24 protein-coding genes are annotated in these 24,050 nt (G+C 68.9%); 15 read left to right on the top strand and 9 right to left on the bottom strand.

Going from position 1 to position 24,050, the window contains the following annotated elements; translation table 11 throughout:
* Nucleotides 1-305: 305 nt before the first annotated feature.
* Complete coding sequence (locus tag AB8810_RS03780) at nt 306-767, top strand: hypothetical protein (RefSeq protein ID WP_369915607.1); 462 nt, start codon at nt 306-308, stop codon at nt 765-767.
* Between the two features lie 37 nt (nt 768-804).
* Here the strand turns inward: AB8810_RS03780 and AB8810_RS03785 are convergent, their stop codons facing one another.
* Entirely contained in the window at nt 805-1,530 is a 726-nt protein-coding gene (locus AB8810_RS03785) for an SOS response-associated peptidase (RefSeq protein ID WP_206256756.1), read from the bottom strand.
* A 216-nt stretch (nt 1,531-1,746) separates the two neighbouring features.
* On the opposite strand from AB8810_RS03785, the gene AB8810_RS03790 reads away from it, so the two are divergent.
* Nucleotides 1,747-2,388, top strand: coding sequence for a DUF6766 family protein (locus AB8810_RS03790; protein WP_369915608.1), 642 nt, complete (start codon nt 1,747-1,749; stop codon nt 2,386-2,388).
* Between the two features lie 277 nt (nt 2,389-2,665).
* Here AB8810_RS03790 and AB8810_RS03795 read toward each other — a convergent pair whose 3' ends face one another.
* The 3 genes from AB8810_RS03795 to AB8810_RS03805 all read right to left on the bottom strand — a co-directional run bounded on the left by AB8810_RS03795 (nt 2,666) and on the right by AB8810_RS03805 (nt 4,764).
* Complete coding sequence (locus AB8810_RS03795) at nt 2,666-3,568, bottom strand: manganese catalase family protein (RefSeq protein WP_369915609.1); 903 nt, start codon at nt 3,566-3,568, stop codon at nt 2,666-2,668.
* 123 nt (nt 3,569-3,691) lie between these two features.
* Nucleotides 3,692-4,198 carry a ferritin-like domain-containing protein gene (locus AB8810_RS03800; protein WP_185815178.1) on the bottom strand — a complete coding sequence of 169 codons (507 nt, stop codon included), beginning with the start codon at nt 4,196-4,198 and terminating at the stop codon, nt 3,692-3,694.
* Nucleotides 4,199-4,251: 53 nt separating this feature from the next.
* Nucleotides 4,252-4,764, bottom strand: coding sequence for a ferritin-like domain-containing protein (locus tag AB8810_RS03805; protein WP_191825196.1), 513 nt, complete (start codon nt 4,762-4,764; stop codon nt 4,252-4,254).
* Nucleotides 4,765-5,043: 279 nt separating this feature from the next.
* Between AB8810_RS03805 and AB8810_RS03810 the strand changes: the two genes are divergently transcribed.
* On the top strand, nt 5,044-5,799 hold the full coding sequence (locus tag AB8810_RS03810; RefSeq protein WP_369915610.1) for a histidine phosphatase family protein: 756 nt from the start codon (nt 5,044-5,046) through the stop codon (nt 5,797-5,799).
* Nucleotides 5,796-6,662, top strand: a complete 867-nt coding sequence (locus AB8810_RS03815; protein ID WP_369915611.1) for an NAD(P)H-hydrate dehydratase — start codon at nt 5,796-5,798, stop codon at nt 6,660-6,662. The genes AB8810_RS03810 and AB8810_RS03815 overlap by 4 nt, the downstream gene beginning before the upstream one ends.
* Nucleotides 6,663-6,781: 119 nt before the next feature.
* Here the strand turns inward: AB8810_RS03815 and AB8810_RS03820 are convergent, their stop codons facing one another.
* From AB8810_RS03820 to fabR, 5 genes are all read right to left on the bottom strand, one after another.
* Nucleotides 6,782-7,648: an SDR family oxidoreductase gene (locus tag AB8810_RS03820; protein ID WP_369915612.1), complete on the bottom strand. Its 867-nt coding sequence runs from the start codon at nt 7,646-7,648 to the stop codon at nt 6,782-6,784.
* Between the two features lie 115 nt (nt 7,649-7,763).
* Complete coding sequence (locus tag AB8810_RS03825; RefSeq protein ID WP_369915613.1) at nt 7,764-9,365, bottom strand: diguanylate cyclase domain-containing protein; 1,602 nt, start codon at nt 9,363-9,365, stop codon at nt 7,764-7,766.
* Nucleotides 9,366-9,371: 6 nt separating this feature from the next.
* Nucleotides 9,372-10,841 carry an ATPase domain-containing protein gene (locus AB8810_RS03830; protein WP_191825200.1) on the bottom strand — a complete coding sequence of 490 codons (1,470 nt, stop codon included), beginning with the start codon at nt 10,839-10,841 and terminating at the stop codon, nt 9,372-9,374.
* The gene (locus AB8810_RS03835) at nt 10,838-11,275 is read right to left on the bottom strand and encodes a hypothetical protein (protein WP_369915614.1); all 438 of its coding nucleotides are present in this window, start codon (nt 11,273-11,275) and stop codon (nt 10,838-10,840) included. The genes AB8810_RS03830 and AB8810_RS03835 overlap by 4 nt, the downstream gene beginning before the upstream one ends.
* Nucleotides 11,276-11,544: 269 nt before the next feature.
* Nucleotides 11,545-12,195 (bottom strand): HTH-type transcriptional repressor FabR, encoded by a 651-nt coding sequence (fabR, locus tag AB8810_RS03840; RefSeq protein ID WP_191825202.1) that lies wholly within the window; start codon nt 12,193-12,195, stop codon nt 11,545-11,547.
* Between the two features lie 94 nt (nt 12,196-12,289).
* Between fabR and AB8810_RS03845 the strand changes: the two genes are divergently transcribed.
* The 11 genes from AB8810_RS03845 to AB8810_RS03895 all read left to right on the top strand — a co-directional run bounded on the left by AB8810_RS03845 (nt 12,290) and on the right by AB8810_RS03895 (nt 24,048).
* Nucleotides 12,290-13,366 carry a ferredoxin reductase gene (locus tag AB8810_RS03845; protein WP_369915615.1) on the top strand — a complete coding sequence of 359 codons (1,077 nt, stop codon included), beginning with the start codon at nt 12,290-12,292 and terminating at the stop codon, nt 13,364-13,366.
* 11 nt (nt 13,367-13,377) lie between these two features.
* Nucleotides 13,378-14,508, top strand: a complete 1,131-nt coding sequence (locus AB8810_RS03850) for an acyl-CoA desaturase (protein ID WP_179567496.1) — start codon at nt 13,378-13,380, stop codon at nt 14,506-14,508.
* A 177-nt stretch (nt 14,509-14,685) separates the two neighbouring features.
* Nucleotides 14,686-15,069: a type II toxin-antitoxin system RelE/ParE family toxin gene (locus AB8810_RS03855; protein ID WP_369915616.1), complete on the top strand. Its 384-nt coding sequence runs from the start codon at nt 14,686-14,688 to the stop codon at nt 15,067-15,069.
* On the top strand, nt 15,053-15,355 hold the full coding sequence (locus AB8810_RS03860; RefSeq protein ID WP_191825205.1) for a DNA-binding transcriptional regulator: 303 nt from the start codon (nt 15,053-15,055) through the stop codon (nt 15,353-15,355). Before AB8810_RS03855 ends, AB8810_RS03860 begins: the two co-directional genes overlap by 17 nt.
* A 227-nt stretch (nt 15,356-15,582) precedes the next feature.
* Entirely contained in the window at nt 15,583-16,023 is a 441-nt protein-coding gene (locus tag AB8810_RS03865; protein WP_369915617.1) for a low affinity iron permease family protein, read from the top strand.
* A 105-nt stretch (nt 16,024-16,128) separates the two neighbouring features.
* On the top strand, nt 16,129-17,838 hold the full coding sequence (gene poxB, locus AB8810_RS03870; protein WP_369916611.1) for a ubiquinone-dependent pyruvate dehydrogenase: 1,710 nt from the start codon (nt 16,129-16,131) through the stop codon (nt 17,836-17,838).
* 81 nt (nt 17,839-17,919) lie between these two features.
* Nucleotides 17,920-19,359, top strand: coding sequence for a PAS domain-containing sensor histidine kinase (locus tag AB8810_RS03875; RefSeq protein WP_369915618.1), 1,440 nt, complete (start codon nt 17,920-17,922; stop codon nt 19,357-19,359).
* Nucleotides 19,344-20,684, top strand: coding sequence for a sigma-54 dependent transcriptional regulator (locus tag AB8810_RS03880; RefSeq protein ID WP_179567486.1), 1,341 nt, complete (start codon nt 19,344-19,346; stop codon nt 20,682-20,684). The genes AB8810_RS03875 and AB8810_RS03880 overlap by 16 nt, the downstream gene beginning before the upstream one ends.
* A gap of 378 nt (nt 20,685-21,062) precedes the next feature.
* Nucleotides 21,063-21,863 (top strand): hypothetical protein, encoded by an 801-nt coding sequence (locus AB8810_RS03885; RefSeq protein WP_179567484.1) that lies wholly within the window; start codon nt 21,063-21,065, stop codon nt 21,861-21,863.
* Nucleotides 21,864-21,958: 95 nt separating this feature from the next.
* The gene (locus AB8810_RS03890) at nt 21,959-22,609 is read left to right on the top strand and encodes a hypothetical protein (RefSeq protein WP_369915619.1); all 651 of its coding nucleotides are present in this window, start codon (nt 21,959-21,961) and stop codon (nt 22,607-22,609) included.
* A 170-nt stretch (nt 22,610-22,779) separates the two neighbouring features.
* The gene (locus AB8810_RS03895) at nt 22,780-24,048 is read left to right on the top strand and encodes an MFS transporter (RefSeq protein WP_179567480.1); all 1,269 of its coding nucleotides are present in this window, start codon (nt 22,780-22,782) and stop codon (nt 24,046-24,048) included.
* The last annotated feature ends 2 nt before the right edge of the window (nt 24,049-24,050 follow it).

The raw sequence follows: 24,050 nt of genomic DNA on the forward strand, positions 1-24,050 counted from the left end.
TCGCGGCGATGTCATGCCACGCCGCGAGCGAGGCGTGGCGCTCCAGCGCAACCCGATCAAGGCGACGCCACTACGTGTGGGAGCGACTTCAATCGCGACGCGGCGTTGTCGAGGGAGTCTGTCGCGGCTGAAGCCGCTCCTACATGGGGTTGCGCCGTGCCAGTCCGAGCGCATTGCAGGAAGGGCGGCAGCGGTGCTCATGCGGCCTACGCGTTGCGTTGTGCCATCCAACTGCGCGGCGTGGCTGGCGACTCCGTGGTCGCATCTGCCACACTGCGCCGCCCCGTTCAAGGAAGACTCGCCGGATGCATCTTCGTGCCGTGGTCGCTGCCGTACTCGCCGTGCCCAGTTCCGTCGCCGCTGCGCAGGACACGCCCGCATCCGCTGCCGCGCCGCTGCTCACCCAGGTCGCGTTCGCCGGTGGCGACATGCAGTTGGGCGAGCGCGGCGGCCACTGCGCACTGCTGCGCGGCGAGACCGAACTGCTGGCGTTGGCGATCCCGGCGCCGTGCGGGTTCAGTCCAGACCGACACGGCGAGGTGCGCATCGAGCCGTTCAATCGCGGCAGCCGCATCGTGCTGGTTGAGCACATCCGCCCGGATCCGCGACCGCCGCTGCGCGGCAGCGCGAGGCCGGAGTGCATCCGCGAGGCGCAGGCCGTGCGCGCGATCGGGGGCACGCTGGAGGCCGGCCATGTGATCGCCTCGGCCGGCTGCGATCGCGGCCCGACCGACCAGAAGCTGTTCGTCGCCGGTTTCGCCTGGTGACGGTCGCGCGCGTGACGCGACCGCGCCGGTGCACGTGTCACTCGCCTTCGTCGTCTTCTTCCTCGTCCACTTCGGCATCATCGCCACGCCCGGGTGCATCGGCATCCACCGGTTCCAGCAAGGTGTAGTCGTTGCGCTCGCGGCGCTGGTAGGCCGACGAAACCGGATAGGCCAGCAGCGGCGGCTGCGGTGCGCGTGCCAGGAACGCGGTGGGAAACAGCCGCGGCCCGCGCAGCCAGCTGCGCCAGCGGTCGCCGCTCAGGAAGATCGGCCCGTCCGCGGTCAGCGGCGGCGGAATCGCGGCGTTGGCATGGGTCAGCACGCTGAAGCTGAGCAGTGCCGGTTCGCCGCGTTCCCAGCGTTCCCACAGCCCTGCCGCCAGCAGCACGGCGCCGTCCGCGTGGTGGATGTAATAGGGCTGCGCCGGTTTGCGGCTACGGTCCCACTTGTAGTATCCGGACAGCGGGATCACGCAGTGCTGGCTCTTCCACGGCGCGGCGAAGATGCGGCTGCGCGCGGCGCGTTCCAGCCGCGCGGTGACGGTGGTGTAGGGCGTGTCCGGCGTCTTCGACCAACGCGGCACGATGCCCCATTGCAGGCGCTCCACCTGCGCGACGCCGTCGCGGCACAGGATTGCGGTGGCGAGGTCGCCCTTGCCCAGGTTGTAGTGGTCCGGATAGGCCGCAAGCGCCGCACGCAGCGACGCGTCCAACTGCGCGGGCAGGGCGTCCTCGATGCCGAAGGCCTGTACGAAACGTCTCATCGGTCTCTCGCGTTGCGTGCCTGCAGCTTAGGGCGCACGACGGGCAAGCGCGGGTGAAGAAGTGGGGGCGCGCCGCGATGTGCGCGCATGCGCTCGGCGACGGCGTCGTCGCCGCTGACGGTTTCTTCATCCGTTCTTCCCGCGCGCGCTCGCATATTCCCGCCCGATATCCGCGATCGCACGACCGTGCGTAGCGCAGGAGGGAGGCAATCGCTCATGTTCTGGAAACGCAATGGCCTGTCGCTGGTGCTGTTGGGGCTGACCCTGCTGTTCATGGCCGGCCAGGCGCTCAGCGGCCACCTTGCCTACAACGACGAACTGCGCCAGCAGGGACTGGCGCCGCTGATGTTCTGGGAATACCTGCGCAGCGGCCATTTCGTCGGTGCGCTGTTCGAGAACTGGGAGAGCGAATTCCTGCAGATGGGCATGTATGTGGTGCTGACGGTGAAGCTGCGGCAGTGGGGCTCGGCCGAATCGCGGCCACTGTCGCCCGAGCAGGAAGACGACAGCGTCGCGCCTGGCACGCCGCCGTGGCCGGTGCGTGCCGGCGGCATCTGGCTGTGGCTGTACGAACGCTCGCTGGCGCTGGCGTTCGGCCTGCTGTTCCTGACCAGCTTCGTGCTGCACGCGCTGGGCAGCTGGCGGCACGAACTGGCCGAGCGGGCGATGCAACGGCTGCCGGCGATCTCGCTTTTCGAGCACGCGACCGGCGCGCAGTTCTGGTTCGAGTCGATGCAGAACTGGCAGAGCGAGTTCCTGGCCGTGTTCGCGCTGGTGGTGCTGACCATCTGGCTGCGGCAGAAGGATTCGCCGCAATCCAAACCGGTGCATGCGCCGCACACGCAGACCGGCGATTGAGCGGGCGCGTGGCTGCCGAGCCTGCTGCGTTCCGAGGCGACGGCGTATTCGTGTGCTGCTGGAGTGCGTCACGCGCGCATGGCCGACACGAGCGAGCTGGCGTATCGGGTTGGAAACAGCTTCGATATTGCAGGAGCGACTTCAGTCGCGACAGGATGCTATCGAAGTGCCTGTCGCGACTGAAGTCGCTCCTACAAGTGCCCACACTGCGGGCGTGTCCCGATCGGATGCTGGCGAATCTACAGCGGCGAGGGACTCGCCGCTGCGGACCGTGCGATCACAGCTTGATGTCGCCCTTGGTCGAACCGGCGCCCGGACCTGCACCCAGATCGGCGCCGGTGGTCGGATCGCTGTCCTGCTGCGACATGGTGCGCGCCGCCAGCGCCTGCAGCGCGCGTTCCTCGGCCGGACTCAGGCCGACGCTGGGCACGCCGCTGCCGCCGTCCACGGCCGCCTGGCGGTTGCGGTCGGAGACCTTTTCCCATTGGCTGCCGCTGTTCCAGGGGCCGTTGAGGTCGCCATCGCCCTGCGACATGTCGTAGAACGTGTCGGTGAACGCCGGATCGCCCGGCAGCTTGCCCGGCGGGAAGTTCGGCTCGATCGCGTACAGCGCCTTCTCGAACGACTTCTGGTGCGCTATCTCGCGGGTCATCAGGAACTTCAAGGCATCGACGATGCCCGGATCGTCGGTGACGTTGATCAGGCGCTCGTAGACGATCTTCGCGCGTGCCTCGGCGGCGATATTGGAGCGCAGGTCGGCGGTGGGTTCGCCGATGGAATCCACATACGCCGCACTCCACGGCACGCCGCTGGAGTTCACCAGCGCCGGGCCGCCGCCGTACAGGATCTGCTGGGTCTGGCTGGTGTTGTTGTTCCTGGTCAGGGTGCGCATCTCCTCGGCTTCGACCATGCCTTCGGACAGCACCGCCTTGGGTCCCTGGTTGAGCATGGCGATGATCGAACCGATGATCTCCAGATGGCTCAGTTCCTCGGTGGCGATGTCGTACAGCAGGTCCTTGCGGCCCGGATCGACCTCGCCGATGGCCTGGGTGAAATAGCGCATGGCGGCGGCCAGCTCGCCTTGCGGGCCGCCGAACTGCTCGAGCATCAGCGAGGCCAGGGCCGGATCCGGCTTGGCCACGTGCACCGTGTACATCAACCGCTTGTTGTGCATGAACATGAAAATCTCCTGGAGTGCGCCCACGGCAAAGCCACGACGACCTGGCGATCAGGCGTCGTGGCCAGTGGGCGCGTCTGGGTATAAAAAGCCGCGGCGCCGGCAATCGGCGCCGCGGTCGTGCGGTCAGGCCGCCTTGCGCTTCTGCGCGGCTTCCTGGTTGCCGCCCTGCTCGGCGAGCATGGTCAGCTTCTCGTCGGTGGACTTTTCCTCTTCCAGCGTTTCCAGCAGCAGCTTGAGCGCGTCGGTCTTGCCCAACTGCTTGGCCATCGCGGCCAGCGTGCCGTAGGACGCGATCTCGTAGTGCTCCACTTTCTGCGCGCCGCCGATCAGCGCCGCATCGCGCACCGGACCGGCCTCGATCGATTCGATCACTTCCTTGCCTTCCTCCACCAGGCCCTCCATCGCCGCGCACTTGATGCGCTTCAGGCGCAGTTCGAGTTTTTCCACGATCTGGTCGATGCGCTCGATCTGGCCCTGGGTCTCTTCCAGGTGGGCTTCGAAGGCCGCGCGCAGGGCCGGATTGGTGGAAGCGCGGGCCAGTTTCGGCAGCGCCTTGGTCAGTTGCTTTTCCGCGCTGTAGATGTCGGAAAGTTCGTGCAGGAACAGGTCGTCGATGGTCTTGATAGCCATGTCGGTGGATCTCCGTGATCGGGTAGTGGGATGGTGCAGGGTGGGCGCGCGGACTAGCGCTTGGCGGTCTGGCCCTCGGTCCGTTCGCGTTTCAGGAAGGCCAGGATCGTGGCCTCCTGGTGTTCGATCAGCCACTCGGCCATGGCGATTTCCTGGTCGAGAATGGCGGCGCAGATCTCGGCGATCTGCGTTTGACCGGCCTCCTTGGCGGCAATGACCAGCGCGCGATAGCTGGCGATTTCCATGTGTTCGAAGGCGTAACTGATCCCGAGGCTCTTGGCCACTTCGTCGCTCATCATCGAATTGCCGGCGGCATGTACCGTCGCCATCACGCTGGCCACGGCCCCCTTGATGGTCGGGATGGAACCGTCCAGCAGTTCGATGCAGCGCTTGACCTGGTCGGACTGGTCGCGGGTCTCGGCGATGTGCTGCTCGATCCGCGCCTTGAGTTCGGGGTAATGCTCCAGACGGCCGGCGGTGGCGGTCAGCATGGTGTTCGCCTCCTGCTCCATCGCGTAGGCGTCCTGCAGCCATTTCAGCAAACGCTCGGGGTTGCTTCGCGTCATGAATTTCCTCCAAAAGGATTCGTGGATCTTGATAGCGCCGCGCACTCGCGGAGTGCGCCACGTATCGGCTGTTTTTTCCCCTGTGCAGGCCAAGCTAGACGCACGCCCGTTAGCGCGGATGCAATGAAGGGTGAACGCCTTGCGAGGAACGGAGCGCGTCAACGCCACGCTGAAAACAATGAATGCGGCAGCGCTCTCCGCCACCGTCGGGCATGCGGCGACCGCGCGTTCACGGCGCCCGCGCCAGGCTCGTGCAGGCCATCGATACAGGAGACCCTCGTGCCGAAACTCGATCACGCCGATTGGCCGCAACGTCTGTGGCTGGTGCGGCATGGACAGAGCGCGGGCAATGTCGCCCGCGATATCGCCGAAGCCTCCGGGCAGGAGCTGATCGACATCGCCACGCGCGATGCCGACACGCCGTTGTCCGCACTGGGCGTGCAGCAATCGCAGCAACTCGGGCAGTGGTTCGCGACCTTGCCGGCGACGGTGCGGCCCCAGATCCTGCTGACCTCGCCGTTCCTGCGCGCGCAGCAGACCTGCGCCGCGATCGGCGCGGCGCTGCAGGTGCCGCCGACGGCGCAGCTGCTGGACGAGCGCCTGCGCGAGAAGGAGTTCGGCATCCTCGACCGCTACACCCGGCACGGCATCGTCAGCCGTTTCCCGGAACTGGCCGAACAGCGCGCCTCGGTCGGCAAGTTCTACTTCCGCCCGCCCGGCGGCGAAAGCTGGTGCGACGTGATCCTGCGCCTGCGCAGCGTGGTCGAGGAACTGCGCCGCGACCATGCCGGCCAGCGCGTGTTGATCGTCGCCCACCAGGTCATCGTCAACTGCATGCGCTACCTGCTCGAGCGCCTCGACGAGGCGGCGATCCTGGACATCGACCGGGGCGGCGACGTGCCCAACTGCAGCGTCACCGAATACGGCGTCGGCCACGCCGACGGGACGCCGCATTTCGGCCTGGTCCAGGCCAACGCGGTGCCGTTCGAGGTGCCGGTGACCACCGCGGCCGACCAGCCGGGCGGGCCGCGGTGACCCAGGCGCGCGCGATCCCGGTGACCGCGACGCTGCTGCGGCGCTGGCCGTTGCCCAGCGCCGCGGGCATCGCCGGCAAGGAGCAGCGCGGGCGCGTGCTGGTGATCGGTGGCAGCTGCGAAATTCCCGGCGCGGCGTTGCTGGCGGCGGAGGCGGCGTTGCGCGCCGGCGCCGGCAAGCTGCAGGTGGCCACCGCGCGCCCGGTGGCCACGGCGATGGCGATCGCCCTGCCCGAGGCCAGGGTGGTGGGCCTGGCGGCGGCCGCCGACGGCGAACTGCGCATCGGCGGCCAGGCGCTGCACGCCGATGCCGCGCGCGCCGACGCGCTGTTGATCGGTCCCGGCATGCGCGCCCGCCCAGCGCTGCGCAAGCAGATCGCGCGGCTGCTGGAGGACACGCGCTGCGGCGTGGTGCTCGATGCCGGGGCGCTGGTCGACACCCGTGGCATGGCCGATCCGGGGCGCATCGTGCTGACCCCGCACCATGGCGAGATGACCGCATTGAGCGGCGTGCCGATCGAGCGCATCGCGGCGGACCCGGCGACCATCGCGCTGCGCTACGCACGCCGCAGCGGCGCGGTGGTGGTGCTGAAGTCGGCGACCACGGTGATCGCCGCGCCGGATGGCACGCACTGGGTGCACCGCGGCGGCAGCGCCAGCCTGGGCACCTCCGGCTCCGGCGACGTGCTGGCCGGCATCATCTGCGGCTTGCAGGCGCGTGGCGCCGGCAGCACGCAGGCGGCGGTGTGGGGCGTGCACCTGCATGCGCGCGCCGGCGCGCTGCTGGCGCGCCAGATCGGCCCGCTGGGGCCATTGGCGCGCGAGATCGCGGCGCAGATCCCGGGCCTGCTCGCTGTCAACTGAGTCGGGCGCAGCGGGAACAACCACGATGGCGGCGCCGTGAGAAGCCGCACCGTCGCCGCACCGCCACGCTATTCGGATTCGGTGTTGCCAATCCCGAATCCCGAATCCCGAATCCCGGCCTACAGCGTCACCGCACCGCCAGCGATGGTGAGCAACGCCCCGGAGGTATAGCTGGACGTGTCGGCCGCGAGCAGCACATAGGCCGAGGCCAGTTCCGCCGGTTGCCCGGGGCGGCCGAACGGGGTCTGCGTGCCGAATTCCTTCAGCGAGTCTTCGTCCATGCCGGCGGGGATGAACGGCGTCCAGATCGGACCGGGCAGCACCGCGTTGACCCGGATCTTCTTGTCCGCCAGCAATCCGGCCAGGCCGATGGTCAGGTTGGCGACCGCGCCCTTGGTGGCGGCGTAGGGCAGGATGTTCGGGGTCGGTTTCTTCGAATTGACCGAGGCCGTGTTGATGACCGAGCCGCCCTCGGGCATGTGCGGCACCGCCAGCTGCACTAGGTGGAACGGTGCGTGCACGTTGGTGGCGAAGGTCTTCTCCCACTCGTCCAGGGTGATTTCCTCGAAGCTGTGGAAGTAGCGTTGGTAGGCGGCGTTGTTGACCAGTACGTCGAGTCCGCCGAAACGCTCGGCCACGGTCGCGATCAGCGCCTGCGCCTGTGCGCGGTCGCTGACGTCGCAGGGGTACAGCAGCACGCGCACGCCGGCGGCCTCGACCAGCCTGCCGATGCGTTCGGCATCGTGCTGTTCGCTGGGCAGGTAGGCGATGGCCACGTCGGCGCCTTCGCGTGCATAGGCGATGGCCACCGCGGCGCCGATGCCGCTGTCGCCGCCGGTGATCAGCGTGCGCTTGCCCTGCAGCAAACCGTGGCCGACGTAGCTGTCCTCGCCATGGTCCGGCTTCGGATCCATCTTGTCGGTCAGGCCGGGGAACGACTGCTGCTGCGGCTTGAAGGGCGGATAGGGATAGTTCGGAACCGGCATGGCGATGTCCTGCTTCGGGGGGAAGGGACACCTTGCGCGTCAGTGGGTAAAGGCCCGGCCAAGATCGCGTCGTCGTCGTGTGTGCAGCGATGCCGCGCGCCGCGCGCGTGTCGGGTTACAGCGGCAGCGACACGCTGAACACGCTGCCGCGGTCCTGTCCGTCGCTGCTGGCGACCACCGTGCCGCCGTGTGCGGTCACGATCTCGCGCACCACGGTCAGTCCGATGCCCAGGCCGCCGCTGTGGAAACCGATCGCATGCGTGTCCTGCACGAACGGTTCGAACACCAACGGCAGCGCCTGCGCGGTGATGCCGATGCCGGTGTCGGAGACGATCAACTGCGCCTGGTCCTCGCTGTGCTGCAGCTCCAGCGCCAACCGGCCGTGCTCGGGCGTGTACTTGGAAGCGTTGTCCAGCAGATTGCGCACCACCTGCGACAGGCGGACGCGGTCGCCGTGCATCCACAGCGCATGCTCGGGCATGGTCAACGCCAACGTCTGCTGGCGCGCGTCGATCGCCGGGCGGCAGGCATTGACCGCCTCCTCGATGATCTCGCACAGATCCATCGCTTGCTTGATCAGGCGCAGCTTGCCGGTGCGGACCCGAGAAACGTCCAACAGGTCGCCGACCAGGCGGGTCATGTGCGCGACCTCGTGTTCGATGATCTGCTGCATGTTCAGCAGCTCGGCGGGCGCCAGGGTGGTCAGCATCGAGCCAGCGATGCGGATCGGCGTCAGCGGATTGCGCAGCTCGTGCGCCACGAAGGCCAGGAACTCGCCCTGCCGCTGGTAGGCCTTCTCGGCGCCGGCCTGCAATTCCTGCGCGCTCAGTGCCGCCAGCACCAGGTGTTGGTTGGCCTGGCGCAGCTGCGCCTGCTGTTCGCTCTCACCCGCATCTGGTGCCGTCGTTGCGTCGATCGCGCGCGCTTTCGCGCCCAAGGCATTGCGGTGCGCATGCAGTTCGGCGACGCGGCGCGGATCGTAGAATTCGAAGCGGGCCGTCGACAGGCGCTTGGCGCAATACATGGCGTCGTCCGAATGTGACAGCAGGGCCTCCGCGTTGTCGGCATCGTCCGGATACAGGCTGATGCCGATGCTCACCCCCAGCCGCAGCGCATCCTCGCCGGCGACCGCCGGCCGTTCGAAGGCTTCGATCAGCGCCGTCGCTGTCGCGGCGGCGTAGGCGTTGGTGCTCAGTCCGGTCAACACCACGACGAACTCGTCGCCGCCATAGCGCGCCACCGTGACATGCGCGTCGACGATGCCGTCGATGCGCTCGGCGGCCAGGCGCAGGAACCTGTCGCCGGTCGCATGGCCGAGCAGATCGTTGACCTGCTTGAATTCGTTCAGATCCAGGAACAGCACGGCGATCCGGCTGTGCTGCGCGTGCGCCGTGGTGATGGCCAGATTGAGCCGTTCGAACAGCAGTTCGCGGTTCGGCAAGCCGGTCAACGCGTCGCGCTTGGCATGGCGCGTGGCGTCCTGCAGCGCCGTTTCGTAGCTCGCCACTTGCGCCTGGGCGCGTAGCGTGGAGAACACCAGGCGTTCGTTGGCCGCTTGCAGATCGGTCGCCAGTCCGAGCGGCGCACGTTCTTTCAGCGTACTCAGGTCCGCTTGCAACCGATCCAGCTCCAGCCGCGCGACCAGCGACTGGCGGCGCAGGTGCGAGAGCTCGAGCCGGGCCGCGTCGATCGCGTGCTGGTCGGAGGGCGTCTGCATGCGCGGTCAACTCGTGTCGAGGGCGTCATGCACGCCGTATTTGCGCATCGGCCGGCCGCCGAGCAGGCCTTCCTGCTGAGGCAACGCCGCGCCGATGCGAATGCCGCTGTCGTCGATATGGAATTCCCGCAGCGCGTCCGAGTGCGCGCTCGCGCGCACCTTGACCACGGCCATGACCCGGCGCAGCCGGCTGTCCACCTCGATGTAGCGCTGCACGATGATCGCATCGGTCATGAAGGCGGTGCCGTAGGGGCTGAAGCGCAGGTCGGTGTAGCGGTCTTCCAGTTCCGAGGTCATCAGCACGGTGACGCCGGTCGCGGCCAAGGCCACCACCATGCGCGACAGGGATTCGCGGAAGTCTTCGCGAAACGTCGGCGCCAACGCCAGCTCGAACGCCGACAGCGAATCGATCACCACGCGGGTGGCGCCGAGCCGGTCGATTTCCGCGACCAACAACTGCAGGATCTCGTCGATCGACAGGTCCGGCGCACGGCTGTCCACCACGCCGACCTGGCCGCTCGCGATCAATGCCGCCAGCGCGGGCGTGCGCGAGCGCTGCGGCTGCTGCTCGAAGACGACCAGCACGCCGTTGTCGCCATAACGCGCGCCTTCGGCGAGGAACGCCGCGGCGAGCAAGGTCTTGCCGGAGCCGGAGGGGCCTGCGACCAGCAGCGAATAGCCTTGCGGCAGGCCGCCGCCGAGCATCGCATCCAGCTCCGGCACGCCCATCGGCAAGCGCGCGCCGGTGCGCGGCGATGGTGCGCCTAGTGGCAGCACCGGCACCGGCGCGAACACCCGCATGCCGGAATGGTCGATGCGGAACGTGTGCAGCCCCGGCAGCGACGGGCTGCCGCGCATCTTCATGATCTCCATCTTGCGCACCATCGAGTTGCGCTGCACGCTCTGCCGCAACCAGATCAGCCCGTCGGCCACGGTGAACACCGGATTGGGATCGGATTCCACGAAGTATTCGCCGATCAGGAAGGTGGTGGCCTGCCAGCTGGTCATCAGCATGCCCAACTGCTGGATGAAGCGTTGCAGGCTGTTGTGCAGGTTGCCGTCGGCGGTGCTGGCCAGCGCCACCGAGCGGAACGAATCGACGAACACCAGCGCTGGGCCGTGCGCCTCCACTTCGGCGACCATGCGCGCCAGCACCCGGTCCAGATCGCCGGCCAGGGTTTCCTCGGAGAGGTTGACGAAGTGGATCGTGGCGTTGATCGCCGTGGTATCGAAGAAGTCGAACTGCTGCTGGTAGCGCAGCATCTTCAGTGGCGGCTCGCCGAGCACGCTGAAGTACAGCGCCGGACGCTCGGGCGTGGCCAGCGCGAACATCATCTGGTGCGCGAGCGTGGTCTTGCCGCAGCCGGGCGGCCCGGCGATCAGGTTGAACGAGAATTCGGGCAATCCTCCACCCAATACCTTGTCGAGTCCGGGGACGCCGGTCCGCAGGCAATGAATGGCGACTTTGCTGCTCATGGGGAAGTGTCCTGCGCGGGAGGTCCGCTGGAAGAGGCGACCCACACCGACTGCAACAGCCGTTCGGTGAGGGTTGCGCCGATCATGCTGTCCAGCACGCCATGAAAGGTCGAAAGGAATGTGCCGCCGCCTGCGGCCGCGGTGGTGGCGCTTTGCTGGCCCAGCACCAGGCCGAAGCTGTCTAGCGCGGCGTGTTCGCTGGACGCCTCGGTCGCGACAAAGGCCTCTTCCAGCCACGGGAAGCGGTCCTTGGTCAGGAACAGGGCGCGTTTGAACAGTGCGGCGACGCCGCGTGCGCCCAGGATCGGGGTCAGTGCCTGTTCGATCTGCCGCCACGTCGAAGTGACGGATGTCGCGATCGTCGACGCCTCGGCGCCGTCGGCTGCTTGTCGTGCGAGCGCGGCTACCGTCGCAGATAACGCGGGGTTCTCCATTGCCTTGCGCGTACCTGCGGATTATGTGTCCCCACTGTATACCTTCGGTCACGCAACGCGCGTGGCGTTGTACTCATGCGTCCGGCAACCGCCGGTAAAAGCGGGGCGATGCTATCGGCGGCGGGTCCGGCAGGAGCGCGCCGAGGCATTCCGCCCATCGCAACGCCCTGCCGATCAAGGCGGAAGGCGGGTTATGGACGGATACGTAGACAGCGAATAAACAGTTCAGGGCGCAATGGCGTCGAGCCCATGCGCCGGCGCGGAAGCGATTACGCCGAAGCGGCGATCGTGCGCGAGCCGAGGATGATCATGCGCAGCATCGCGCTGATCTGGCGGATCAGTTCCGGGTCTTTCTCCGGCGGCAGGTCCATCGCGGTGGCGCCCATCGCGAACACCAGCCGGGTGATCGCCTTGGACACCAGCGCCGGCTCGTGCAGCGGCGCATTGTCGATCGCGGCCAGGCGGATCAGGTCCACGCGCAGCTCTTCCTCGAAGTAGTTCAGCTCGCGGTCCACCGCGTGCTTGAACGCGTCCGAGCCGACCGTGCCCTCGCGCAGCAGCACGTGCAGCAGCTTGTCGTCGGCGCGCAGCTGCTCCATGAAGGTTTCCACCGAACTGAGGATCACGCTGCGGTTGCTGCCGGCCGCGCGCTGCCGCGCCTGGCCGATGATGGTGCGCAGCGAACTGCCGGCCAGGTCGATCAGTGCCACCGCCAATTCGTCCATGTCGCGGAACTGGCGATAGAAGCTGTTCGGGGCGATGCCGGCCTCGCGGGTCACTTCGCGCAGGCTCAGCGTGGACACGCTGCGGTGCGGCCCGATCAGCTTCAGCGCCGCCGCCAGCAGGTCTTCGCGCGAGATCGCGCTCTTGCGCGCGGGCAGCGCGTCCTCGGACAGGGGCAGGGGAACGATGGACGTCATGGGCGGACTGGGCGAGACAAGGCCGCGATCATACCCCTCTTCGTGAATATACAACTGTATAGACATCTGTATCTGCGCCTGTATAGTGGGCGCCATGAACGCTGCCCGCCGTCCTGCCGCCACCCGCTCCGCCACCCGCGCCCTGCGCGCCTGGGTGCAGCCGGAGGTGTTCGATTTCTGGTCCACGCGGATCCATCCGCTGTGGACCTGGCAGCGTCCGCGCGCGCGGCTGCTGCAGCGCGAACGCGCCAGCAGCGACGCGGTGACGCTGATCCTCAAGGCCAACCGCCACTGGCGCGGCCTGCGCGCCGGCCAGCACGTGCAGCTGGGCGTGGAGATCGACGGACGCCGCCTGACCCGCAGCTACAGCCCCACGCCGCTGCCGGGCGGGCGCCTGGCGATCACGGTCAAGACGATCGACGGCGGCCGCGTCAGCCAGTACCTGGCCAGCGCGGCGCGGATCGGCGAGACCTTCGAACTGGGCCAGGCGTTCGGCGACATGGTGCTGCCCGCCGCGCCGCAGGGACGCTGGCTGCTGCTGGCCGCCGGCAGCGGCATCACCCCGATGCGCGCGCTGCTGCGGCAGCTGGCCGACGCCGGCATGCCCGCCGACGTGGACCTGATCTACTGGGCGCGGCGTCGCGAGCAACTGTGCTTCGTCGAGGAACTGCAGGCGCTGGCCGCCGCGCACCCGCGGTTCCGCCTGCAACTGGCGATCACCGGCGAAGGCGATGCGCCGGCGCCGCGCGTGGACACGCTGCCGCTGGCGCACCTGGCCGGGCTGGAACAGGCGCAGGTGCTGGCCTGCGGCCCCGGCGGCTTCGTGCAGGCCGCGCGTACGCGGCTGGAAGGCAGCGTGGCGCGCTTCCAGGCCGAGGCGTTCAGCACCCCGTTGCTGGCCGATGCCGAACACGGCACGGTCGCGGTGACGCTGGCGCGTAGCGGCCGTGTGCTACAGCTGCCGCGTGGGCAGTCGCTGCTCACCGCGCTGGAAGCCGAAGGCCTGCGCCCGAAGCACGGCTGCCGCATGGGCATCTGCAACAGCTGCGCCTGCGGCAAGCAATCCGGCGCGACCCGCGACCTGCTCACCGGCGCGCACGCCACCGAACCGGGTTCGATGCTGAAGCTGTGCATCAACAGCGCCAGCAGCGACCTGATCCTGGACCTTTGAAGGACTTCCCCATGGCTGCTCCCCGCAACCGCGCACTGACCCCGGCCGAACTGCAGGCCTTCGGCGACGAACTCGACGCGTTGCGCGTGCGTACCGTCGCCACCCTGGGCGAGGCCGACGCACGCTACATCCGCCGCATCGTCGCCGCGGTGCGCTACACCGGCCTGGCCGGGCGCGCGCTGCTGTTCCTGGGCGCGTTCGTGCACAGCGTGCTGTGGCCGGCGTGGATCGCCGGCGTGGCGCTGCTGACCCTGTCCAAGATCCTGGAGAACATGGAGCTGGGCCACAACGTGATGCACGGCCAGTACGACTGGATGGGCGATGCGCAGCTCAACGGCAACACCTACGAGTGGGACATCGTCGCCACCGGCGACAACTGGCGCAAGACGCACAACTTCAAGCACCACACCTACACCAACGTGCGCGGCATGGACGACGACATCGGCTACGGCCTGCTGCGCATCTTCCCCGAGCAGCGCTGGCGCCCGTTCTACCTGGCGCAGCCGTTCATCGCGGTGGTGTTCGCGCTGCTGTTCGAATGGGGCGTGGCGATCCAGGACCTGCGCCTGGGCCGCTGGTTCGCCGGCAAGATGAAGCGCGGCGAGCTGCGCCGCACGTTCCTGCCGGTGGGCCGCAAGATGGGCCGTCAGATCCTGAAGGACTACGTGATCTTCCCGGCCCTGGCCGGCCCGTTCTTCCTGACCGTGCTGCTGGGCAACCTCGCCGCCAACGTGCTGCGCAGCATCTGGACCTTCGTGATCATCTTCTGCGGGCACTTCACCGCCGATGCGGAGACGTTCCCGAAGGAGTCGATCAAGGGCGAGTCGCGCGGCCACTGGTATCTGCGCCAGCTGCGCGGTTCTTCCAACCTGGCCGGCGGCAAGCTGTTGAACGTACTGTCGGGCAACCTGAGCCACCAGATCGAGCACCACTTCTACCCGGACATCCCGGCCAACCGCTACGCGGCGCTGGCGGTGGAGGTGAAGGCGATCTGCGCGCGCTACGGCCAGCACTACAACACCGGCTCGCTGCCGCGCCAGTTCGGCCAGGTGATGTGGCGGATCGTGCGCCACGCCTTCCCGAGCCGGCCGCGGCCGGTGCGCCAGGTGCGGCAGCACGAGGCGATGCAGCAGACGGGTTGATCGCGCCGGACGACGCGCGATGCCAACGAAAGCAGGCCAGTCTGGCCTGCTTTTTTTTATGCCGACTCCTTTGGGCTTGCGGCAGTAGTCTTGTGCAGACGGGAGGAAATGGCGGGGTGCAGGCGCTGCCAGGATATGGAAATATGTACCCGTTTCGGGTATGTTTTGGAGGCAAGGATGACTCGAACGTTCAAGCGAAGGGATTTTGCGCGGTGGCAGGCCGGCGAAAAGCTGTCCGACACCGTTCTGTGCAAAGCGGTCCAGGAAATGGAAGCCGGGCTGATCGACGTGGATCTGGGCGGCCAGCTCTACAAGAAGCGGGTGGCCCGTCCTGGCGGCGGCAAGAGCGGTGGCTACCGCACGTTGTTGGCCGCTCGCATCGGCAGTCGCTACGTGTTCCTGCATGGGTTCCCAAAGAGCGGCAAGGCGAACATCGCGCAGGAAGAGAAGAAAGCGCTGCAATTCGCCGGCAAGGTGTTTCTGGAACTGTCCGGGGAAGCCTTGCTGAAAACCTTGCAGTCGGGCGTATTAGTGGAGGTGCGGTGTGAGCAAAATCATTGAATCGCTACGTGGTGATCTGGCCGCGCTCCACGAAGCGGGAGCGATCGGCAAGGTGACGATGCGCGAATTCGACGCGATCTGTCCGCCGCCGGTGCGAGCGTTCGGCGCGGCCGACATCAAACGTCTACGCGAAGCCCTGAAGTTCAGCCAGCCGGTGTTCGCGCATCACCTGCATACCACGGCATCGACGGTGCGCAAGTGGGAGCAGGGCGAAACCCGTCCTGCCGGGCCAGCGCTCAAGCTGCTCAACGTGATCGCCGACAAGGGGCTTCAGGCGATCCTGTAACGCGGGCCATGCGTTTCCGGCGCAGTGCTGCAGCAGCGCGGTGCAGGTGGCTAAGCGTTGGCGCACGGCCAGGCGTGGCGACGGGACATGCACACAGACTGGCGGGGAGAACCCGCCGGTTTTTGTGCCTGACTTTCCACGCATCGCTCACGCGGCGGCGCAGATCATCCGCGCTGCCCGCGCATCACGCCTGGTGCGCCGGTCCATTCGACTGCGCGAGGTGTGCGATGAAAGCTGCAAACCTGTTCAATGCCGTCGCCAAGAAGGCGTCGTACGCGGCCGGCACGCCGTGGACGTTCTGCATCGCGCTCGGCATCGTGGTGCTGTGGGGCGCCAGCGGCCCGGTGTTCGGTTTCAACGACACCTGGCAGCTGGTGATCAATACCGGCACCACCATCATCACCTTCCTGATGGTGTTCCTGATCCAGCACACCCAGAACGCGGACACCGCGGCGATGCAGATCAAGCTCGACGAGCTGATCCGCGCCACGCGCGAGGCCAACAACGAACTGTTGAACCTGGAGGAGCTGGACGAGAAGCGCCTGGAACAGATCCGCAAGCAGTACGAAGCGCTGGCGCGTGCGGCCGGCCGCGAACAGCAGGCGCGCGCGGGCAGGGGCGGACAACAGGCGGCGGCCGCCGCGCCGGATGTCGACACCACCGAGTGAGCGGCTTCGCACGCCGCGCGGCGGCTCCGTGACGCCGGACTTACGTGCTGCGTGGGACGCTGTCGCACCCCCTCCCGCGGAGCAGCGCACGTGTCGAAACTCAGCATCGCCCGGCATCTGGCCGAAACCCTGCAAAGCGCCGGTGTCGAACGTATCTGGGGCGTCACCGGCGACAGCCTCAATGGGCTGACCGACGCGCTGCGGCAGATGGACAGCATCGAGTGGATGCACGTGCGCCATGAAGAGGTGGCCGCGTTCGCCGCCGGCGCCGAGGCTGCGCTGACCGGCAAGCTCGCGGTCTGTGCCGGCAGCTGCGGGCCGGGCAACCTGCACCTGATCAACGGCCTGTTCGACTGCCACCGCAGCCACCAGCCGGTGCTGGCGATCGCTGCGCATATCCCTTCTTCCGAGATCGGCCTGGGCTACTTCCAGGAAACCCATCCGCAGGAACTGTTCCGCGAGTGCAGCCACTACGTCGAACTGGTCACCAATCCGGCGCAGATGCCGGAGGTGCTGCACCGGGCGATGCGCACCGCGATCCTGAAACAGGGCGTGGCGGTGGTGGTGATTCCCGGCGACGTGGCGCTGCAGGAGCTGCCCAAGGGCACGCCGAGCGCCTGGCCGGCGCTGGCGCCGCCGCGGATCCTGCCGGCCGACGCCGACGTGGAGCGCCTGGCCGAGCTGCTGCAGGGGAGCGAGGCGACCACGCTGCTGTGCGGCAGCGGCTGCGCCGGCGCGCACGACGAGCTGGTGGCGCTGGCCGACCTGCTCGGCGCGCCGATCGTGCACGCGCTGCGCGGCAAGGAGCACGTGGAATGGGACAACCCGTTCGATGTCGGCATGACCGGCCTGATCGGTTTCAGTTCCGGCTACCAGGCCATGCTCAACTGCGACACGCTGCTGATGCTCGGCACCGATTTCCCGTACCGCCAGTTCTATCCGAAGGACGCGGCGATCGTGCAGATCGATCGCGATCCGGCCGCGCTGGGCCGGCGCACGCCGCTGCAGCTGGGCATCGCCGCCGACGTGCGCGAGACCATCGCCGCGCTGCTGCCGAAACTGCAGCGGCGCGAGCAGCGCGGCTTCCTGGACAAGTCGCTGGCGCATTACCGCAAGGCGCGCGAAGGCCTCGACGAGCTGGCCGTGGCGGCCGCGCCCGGCGAGCCGCTGCACCCGCAGTTCGTGACCCGGATGATCGATGCGCTGGCCGACGAGGACGCGATCTTCAGCTGCGATGTCGGCACGCCCACGGTGTGGGCGGCGCGCTATCTGACCATGAACGGCAAGCGCCGCCTGCTCGGTTCGTTCAACCACGGCTCGATGGCCAACGCGATGCCGCAGGCGCTGGGCGCGCAGGCGCAGTTCCCGCGGCGGCAGGTGATCTCGCTGTCCGGCGACGGCGGCTTCACCATGCTGATGGGCGATTTCATCTCCCTGGCGCAGTTGGGCCTGCCGGTGAAGGTGGTGGTCTACAACAATGCCTCGCTGGGTTTCGTGGCGATGGAGATGAAGTCGGCCGGCTATCTGGATACCGGTACCGACCTGAGCAATCCGGACTTCGCGGCGATGAGCAACGCGATGGGCATCCTCGGCCTGCGCGTGGACGAGTCCGCGCAACTGGAGCCGGCGCTGCGCCAGGCCTTCGCGCATCCGGGGCCGGTGCTGGTCGATGTGCGCGTGGCCACCCAGGAGCTGGTGATTCCGCCGGCGATCAAGCTGGAGCAAGCCAAGGGCATGGGCCTGTATCTGTTGCGCGCGGTGATGAGCGGGCGCGGCGACGAGGTCGTCGAACTGGTCAAGACCAACCTGCGCTGAGCCGTGAACGGCAGCAGCGCGTCCGCGCATGCGCGGCGTTGCGCGCTGCTATCTTTCAATTTTCGCGTCCCCCGGTGGACCATGCCCCGTTCGCTGTTGCGGCAGCTGCTGCTGATCTGGATCGTCATCCTCGCCGCGTGCGTGGGCATGACGGTGGTGCTGTTCGGCCTGTACCGGCACAGCGAGGGCGTGCGCGTCAGCGAGGCGCAGGCGCGGTTGCAGGGCGAATGCGCGCGCATCGTGCAGCGCTACAACGGCGCCAGCGCCGCGGCGCGCGGCAGCGACGGCGCCGGCCTGGCCGCGGTGGTGCTGCAACTGGTGCTGGCCGACGCCGCGGGCGTGGAAGGCGGGGTGTGGGATCGGCAGCGCGGCTTCGTCGCCTATGCCTATCCCACCTACGACGGCAGCGACCACAAGACCGATGTGCCGACCGCCGAACAGAGCGCCATCGTGGCTACTGCGCAGCGCGGTGTCGCCAAACAGCAGGCGGTGCACTACCGTCGCGATGGCCAGCGCGAGACGCTGTTGATCGCGGCCTGCCCGCTGGATCGCGGCACCGCGGCGTGGACGATGGCGCGGGTCACTGCCACCGGCGAGGCCTCGGCCAGCCGTCCGCTGGCGGTGGGCGTGGCGCTGATCCTGGCGCTGGTGGTGGTGTCGGCCATCGCGCTGGGATGGGTGGTGCGGCGCTGGAGCCAGCGCCTGCACGGCATCCAGCAGGCCTTGGCGACGCCGGCGGAGGTGCCGACGATTCCGGCCACCGGCGCGCCGGAACTGGACCGCCTCGGCGCGGCGGTCACCGACTATGCGCAGCGCAGCGCGCAGGCCCTGGCCGAAGCGCGCCGGCTCGGCGAGGAACTGTCGCGGCACGAACGGCTGGCTGCGCTCGGGCGCATGACCGCGACCGTGGCGCACGAGATCCGCAACCCGATCGCGACCTTGCGCCTGGCCCTGGAAAACCAGATCGCCGCCGGCCAGGGCGGTTTCGACGAGGCGCAGGCGCAACTGATGCTGGCGCAGATCCAGCGCCTGGATGGCGTGGTCGAAAGCCTGCTGGGCATGGTCCAGCCGATCCGCCTGCAGCGCGAGACGGTGGCGTTGCAGCCGTGGTTGCAGGCGCTGCTCGATCCGGCCGACTGGGATCCGCTGGCGCCGCCGATCGCACTGCAATTGGCGGAGGCGCCGAGCGAATGGACCCTGGATCCGCAGCAGGCGGCGCGGGCCTTGCACAACCTGCTGCGCAACGCGCTGCAGCACGCCGCGCCCGGCACCGCGGCGACGCTGACGGTCGCAGCCGATGCCGACCTGCTGCGGCTGACCGTGGCCAACCAAGGCCCCCCGGTGCCCGCGCCGGTGGCCGCGCACCTGTTCGAGCCCTTCGCCAGCGGCCGCAGCGACGGCAACGGCCTGGGCCTGGCGCTGGTGCGCGAGATCGCCCGCGCGCACGGCGGCGAGGTGCGCTACGCGCACCACGACGGCATCACCTCCTTCATTCTGGAACTGCCATGGCGCGCATCCTGATCGTCGACGACGACACCGCCTTCCTGAGCACGCTGCAGGCCACGCTGCGCTCGTTCGGCCACGAGGTGATCGCTGCCGCAGATGGCGAAGGGGGACTGGCGCGATTGCGCGATGGCGGCATCGACCTGGCCTTCGTCGATTTCCGCATGCCGGGCATGGACGGCATCGCGCTGATGCGCGCGCGCCAGGCGCATGCGCAGGCCGCGGCCGTGCCGCTGGTGATGCTCACCGCCTACGCCTCCAGCAGCAACACCATCGAGGCGATGAAGCTCGGTGCGTTCGATCACCTGGTCAAGCCGGTGGGCCGCGCCGACATCGTCGCGGTGGTGGAGCGCGCGCTGCAGGCGCATGCCGGCGGCGACGGCAGTGCGGCAGCGCCGCAGGCGCCGGCCGAGGATGCCGGCGCGCTGCTCGGACACAGCGCGGCGATGCGCACCGTGCACAAGCGCATCGGCCTGGCCGCGGCCTCGGACCTGCCGGTGCTGGTCAGCGGCGAGACCGGCACCGGCAAGGAGCTGGTGGCGCGCGCGCTGCATCGCGCCAGCGCCCGCGCGGGCGCGGCGTTCGTCGCGGTCAACTGCGCGGCGATCCCGGCCGAGCTGATCGAAAGCGAATTGTTCGGCTACCGCAAGGGCGCCTTCTCCGGCGCCGTCGCCGATCGTCCCGGGCTGATCCGCGAAGCCGACGGCGGCACCTTGTTCCTGGACGAGATCGGCGACATGCCGCTGCCGATGCAGGCCAAGCTGCTGCGTTTCCTGCAGGAAGGCGAGGTGTCGCCATTGGGCGGGCGCGGCGCGCAGAAGGTGGACGTGCGCGTGGTCGCCGCCACCCATCGCGAACTGGCGCAGTTGGTCGCCGACGGCCGTTTCCGCAGCGACCTGCGCTACCGGCTCAACGTGGTGCCGATCGAATTGCCGCCGCTGCGCGAGCGCGGCGACGACATCGTGCTGCTGGCCCAGCATTTCCTCGAGGAGGGCGCCAGCGCGCCACGCACGCTGTCGGCAGCGGCGCAGGCGCGGCTGCGCGCGTATCCGTGGCCGGGCAACGTGCGCGAGCTGCGCAACGCGATGCAGCGCTGCCAGGTGCTGGTGCGCACGCCGACGATCGAGGCGCACGACCTGGACGAGGTGTTGGCCGGCGATACCGCGGCAACGTCCGCCGAAACGCCGGCGCTGACCCTGCCCGACGCGATCGCGCAACTGGAGAGGCAGATGATCCAGGCGGCACTGACCCAAGCGCAGGGCAATCGTGCCGAGGCCGCACGCCGGCTCGGCATCCACCGCCAGCTGCTGTATCGCAAGCTCGACGATTACGGGCTGGGCTAGGCGCAGCGCCACCGGCCAGCCACGACGCGGCCTGACGCCCGCCCAATATCCGCCGCAATCGCAGCCGCAACGCCCGTGTAGGAGCGGCTTCAGCCGCGACAGACACTCCCCCGCAACGCGCCTGCCAACCCGAACAACCCCATCAGCCAGACAAGCGCTCCCCAGCGGCACCCGGCAGCAAACGAAGCAACCGCCCCAAGCGTCCGCTCGCAGACACCGCAGCTGTCCGCAAAACGGACGGCGGTGGATGAAGCGCAGACACCCATCGTGGCCGTTTCCAAGTGATATGTATTTAAAAATCAATAACTTAAAACTTGGCACGGATGCTGCGATGACCGTCATACAGGCGGACTCCCTCGCCGCCCTGGAGAACTTCCGATGATCCGTCGTAGCGCACTCGCTTTCTCGCTGGCCATCGCCGCCGCCACCGCCGCCGCGCAGGTGCCGGCTCCCCCCGCGGCCCCTGCCGCCGCCGCTGCCGGTATCGCGCCGCCGCCCGCACCTCCTGCGCCACCCGCGCCACCCGCGCCGATCGCCGCCGCGCAGGTCAGTGTCCAAGGCACGGTCGACCGTTTCATGCTCAATCCCAACGGCGACGTCGATGGGCTGTGGCTGCGCGACGGCACCCAGGTCGGCTTCCCGCCGCACCTGTCGGCCGACCTGCAGGCCGCGGTGCGCCGCGGCGATGCGGTGACCGTGCAGGGCTATCGCCTGGGCACGCTGCCGCTGCTGCAGGCCAGTGCGATCAGCGCGCGTCGCAGCGGCAAGCAGGTGGTGGACCGCCCGCCGAACCCGCTGGCCGGCCCGCCTGCGCCGCCGACCCCGCCGGCGTTGAATCCGATGCAGGCCGAAGGCCGCATCGAACGCCTGGTCTATGGTCCGGGCGGCGACACCGCCGGGGTGCTGCTCAGCGACGGCACCGTGGTGCGGATGCCGCCGCACGTGGCGGTGCAGTACAGCACGCTGTTGCGCGTCGGCGCGCCGCTGAGCGTCAGCGGTTTCGGCGTGGCGACCGCGGCCGGTCGCGCGCTCGAGGCGACCCAGCTCGGCCGCGACCGCGCCTCGCAGCGCACCCTGTTCGCGCCGCCCGCACCGCCGGCCGCGCCGGCCGCGCCGCCGCCGCCGGGCGGTCCCGCCGCACCTGCCGCACCGCCGGTGCCGCCGCCCGCGCCGCGCTGATCGGCCTGGCCATGTGACCCCGGCGCCCGCTGCTTGCCGCGGCGGGCGCCGCTACCGGCGCGACGCCGGTTCCCCACGTTCATTGGAGTAACGCTATGCATTGTGTCGATCCCGATTACCTGCCGGAAACCCGCGGCACGCTCGCCCGCTTCCTGCTCAATCCCAAGGCCGAGGTCGATGGCCTGCTGCTCGACGACGGCACCGAGGTGCATACCGCGCCGCACCTGTCGGCGCAGTTGCTGAAAACGCTCAAGCAGGGCATCGCGCTCGGCGTGCGCGGACTCAAGCCCTACGGAGTGGACATGCTGGTCGCGCTGGCGATCGATCCCGACGGCGGCAAGCGCATCGCCGATCGCGGGCCGCATGGGCCGCACGCCGATCACAAGCCGGGCAAGAAGCCGGAGAAATCCGCAAAACCCGAGAAGCACGAAACGCCCGCCAAGACCCAGCACAGCGGTGTGATCGCGCGGCTGCTGCACGGTCCGCACGGGCAGGTGCACGGCGCGCTGCTCGAAGACGACAGCACCGTGCGTTTCCCGCCGCATGCCGCCGCGCCCTTGGCCAAATGGCTGGCGGTGGGCAAGCCGCTGGCGGTGGAAGGCCACGCGCTGGCCTCGCCGCACGGCACGGTGATCCACGCGCAGGCCCTGGGTGCGAAAGCGTCGGCGTTGCAGCCGATCGCGCCCAAGCCGCATCCGCCCAAGCCGCATGACGCCGACAAGCCGAAGCCCAAACCCAAGCACTGAACCGGGCAGGGCGGGGGTGGTCGCGGTGACGCGGCGGCCCCTGCGTCGCGTATCGTTTCGCGTCCGTCGTGGTGTCCGCGGCGGCGCTTTCAGGACCTCGCCATGTCGCTTTTTCGCTGTGCGCCTCGCTATGGTTTCCCGCTTGTTTCCGCCCGCGTGGCGGTGCGGCGATGAGCGCGCGCGCGCCCGCTGCGCCTGGTGCCCGCCCGCGCGGCACGCGCGCGCTGGAAGCGCTGAACTTCACCCTGGCCGACGTGCAGGACGGGCTCGGTCCGTTCCTGAGCGTGTTCCTGCAATCCAAGGGTTGGTCGCTGGGGGCGATCGGCTCGGTGATGAGCATCGGCGGCATCGCCGGCATGCTCGCGACCACGCCGGGCGGCGCGCTGGTCGATGCGACCCGGCGCAAGCGCAGCATCGTGGTGGTCGGTTGCACGTTGATCCTGCTGGCCTCGGCGCTGCTGTGGTGGTCGCCTAGCTTCGCCGGCGTGGTGACCGCGCAGGTGATGACCGCGCTCGCCGCCGCGGCACTGGGCCCGGCGTTGTCGGGCATCACCCTGGGCCTGGTGCGGCAGGCCGGGTTCGATCACCAGATCGCGCGCAACCAGGTCGGCAGCCATGCCGGCAACGTGGTCGCGGCGGCACTGGCCGGGCTGCTCGGCTGGAAGTTCGGCTTCGGCGCGGTGTTCGCGCTGACCGGCTGCTTCGGCGTGCTGGCGATCGCCTCGGTGCTGCTGATCCCGCGCGATGCGATCGACCATCGCGCCGCGCGCGGCCTGGCCGACGCCGGCGCGCACGGCGCGGACCACGCCAGCGGCTGGTCGGTGTTGCTGACCTGCAAGCCGCTGCTGGTTTTGGCGTTGGCGCTGGCGCTGTTCCACCTCGGCAATGCGGCGATGCTGCCGCTGTACGGCATGGCCGTGGTCGCCGCGCACCAGGGCGATCCCAGTGCGCTGACCGCGACCACGATCATCGTCGCGCAGGCGACGATGGTGGTGGCCTCGCTGCTGGCGATGCGCCTGATCCGCGTGCGCGGGCATTGGTGGGTGATGCTGCTGACCTTCCTGGCGTTGCCGTTGCGCGGGCTGATCGCGGCCAGCCTGATCCATGCCTGGGGCGTGTTCCCGGTGCAGATTCTCGACGGCGTCGGCGCCGGCCTGCAGAGCGTGGTGGTGCCGGCGCTGGTGGCGCGGTTGCTGCAGGGCACCGGCCGGGTCAATGTCGGCCAGGGCGCGGTGATGACGGTGCAGGGCATCGGCGCGGCGCTGAGTCCGGCGCTGGGCGGCTGGATCGCGCAGGACTTCGGCTACCGCACCGCGTTCCTGCTGCTCGGCGGCATCTCGCTGCTGTCGCTGGCGCTGTGGGTGGGTTTCCGCAAGCAGTTGCTGCAGGTGGCCGGGGTGCCGACAGCGCAGGGTACGGTGGCGCCAGCGCCGGCTTGATT

Source organism: Xanthomonas sp. NCPPB 3005, from assembly GCF_041228095.2.
GTDB classification, from domain to species: Bacteria; Pseudomonadota; Gammaproteobacteria; order Xanthomonadales; family Xanthomonadaceae; genus Xanthomonas_A; species Xanthomonas_A bonasiae.